This window comes from uncultured Campylobacter sp. (genome assembly GCF_938045225.1).
In the GTDB taxonomy this organism is placed as follows: Bacteria; Campylobacterota; Campylobacteria; order Campylobacterales; family Campylobacteraceae; genus Campylobacter_A.
Window position 1 is genome coordinate 1 of record NZ_CALINL010000304.1, and the last position, 1489, is coordinate 1489.

Genomic DNA, 1489 nt, shown 5'->3' on the forward strand with positions numbered 1-1489 from the left:
CAAATGTAGGTCTAATGGCTAAAAAGGCCGAGGAGTACGGTAGTCACGATAAAACCTTCGTGATGAGCGAAGCGGGCGAGGCGCGCGTGCTAAACGCCAAAGGCGAAATTTTATTTAAATTTGAGCTAGAAAAAGGCGATATATTTAGGATGACGCAGGTCAAAGACGTCGCCGTTCGAAACTGGGTCGAGCTAGCGCTAAAACGCGCGAAAATCACGGGACAAAAGGCGATATTTTGGCTGGACGAAAACAGGGCTCACGACCGAGAAATCCTAAAAAAAGTAAGAGCGCAGCTAGCAAGCGCTGGTACCGGTGGGCTTGATATAGAGGTCATGCCTCCGGCTGCGGCTTGCAAAAAGTCGCTTGAGATCATGAGATGTGGCAAGGACTGCATCAGCGTCACGGGGAACGTCTTGCGCGACTATCTGACCGATCTTTTTCCGATATTGGAGCTTGAAACCAGCGCCAAGATGCTCTCTATCGTGCCGCTACTAGAGGGCGGAAGTATCTTTGAGACGGGAGCCGGAGGCAGCGCGCCAAGGCTCGCCGAGCAGCTACTGGAGCAAAATCATCTAAGCTGGGATAGCTTGGGCGAGTTTTTGGCTCTGGGCGCTAGTCTTGAGCAGTTAACCGGCTTTAAGCAAAGCCCTGAGGCGCAAATTTTAGCAGATACGCTAAACGCGGCCGTAGAGCGCTATCTAAAAGAAAACAAGGTTCCGCGGTTTGAAGTGGGGCAGCTAGATACGCGCACGAGCCATTTTTATATCGCGCTTTACTGGGCGAGCGAGCTTGCCGCTAGCGGTACGCAGCTGGGCGACAAATTTAAACTCGCCGCCCAAAATCTCGCGCAAAACGAGAGCGCGATAGTGGCCCAAATAAACGCGGCGCAAGGACGAAAGGTTGATCTCGGCGGATACTATAAGCCAGACGATAAAAAGGCGAGCGCGGCAATGAGGCCGAGTGCGACGTTTAATCAAATTTTACAAAACCAAATTTTATAAAAAAGGAAAAAAATGAAAATTTCAGTTATCGGAGCCGGAAACGTAGGCGCAAGCGCGGCTAGTGCTATTTTGCTAAGAGGCATCGCAGACGATATTGCGCTAGTCGATATTTTTGGCGACGTGGCGCGCGCAAAGGCGATCGACCTATCTCAGAGCGCGGCGATTTTCGGTCTGGATGTTAGCGTTGCCGGCGGTGATGATTTTGAGCTAGTTAAGGATAGCGACATCGTGGTCGTAACAGCCGGAAGCCCTAGAAAAGAGGGGCAGACTAGAGAAGATCTGCTGCTAAAAAACGCAGGCATCGTAAAAGGCACGGTGGAGAAAATCGCCAAATTTGCCCCAAACTGCATCATCATAAACGTAACCAACCCGCTTGACGCGCTCACGTATCTAGTCTATAAAACAAGCGGCTTTGATAAAAGTAGGGTGCTGGGGATGGCCGGCGAGCTAGACTCCGCGCGCCTAAAATACGAGATCTCTCAAAAAAC

The 1489-nt window shown here is 50.8% G+C and carries 1 protein-coding gene and 1 pseudogene; both read left to right on the forward strand.

What is annotated here, in order from left to right; genetic code table 11:
* Window positions 1-1001, forward strand: a 1001-nt coding sequence (locus tag Q0200_RS11025; protein WP_297941146.1) for an NADP-dependent isocitrate dehydrogenase, incomplete at its 5' end; no start/stop codon positions are given.
* A gap of 12 nt (window positions 1002-1013) precedes the next feature.
* A pseudogene (locus Q0200_RS11030) lies at window positions 1014-1489 on the forward strand (malate dehydrogenase); the annotation flags it as partial.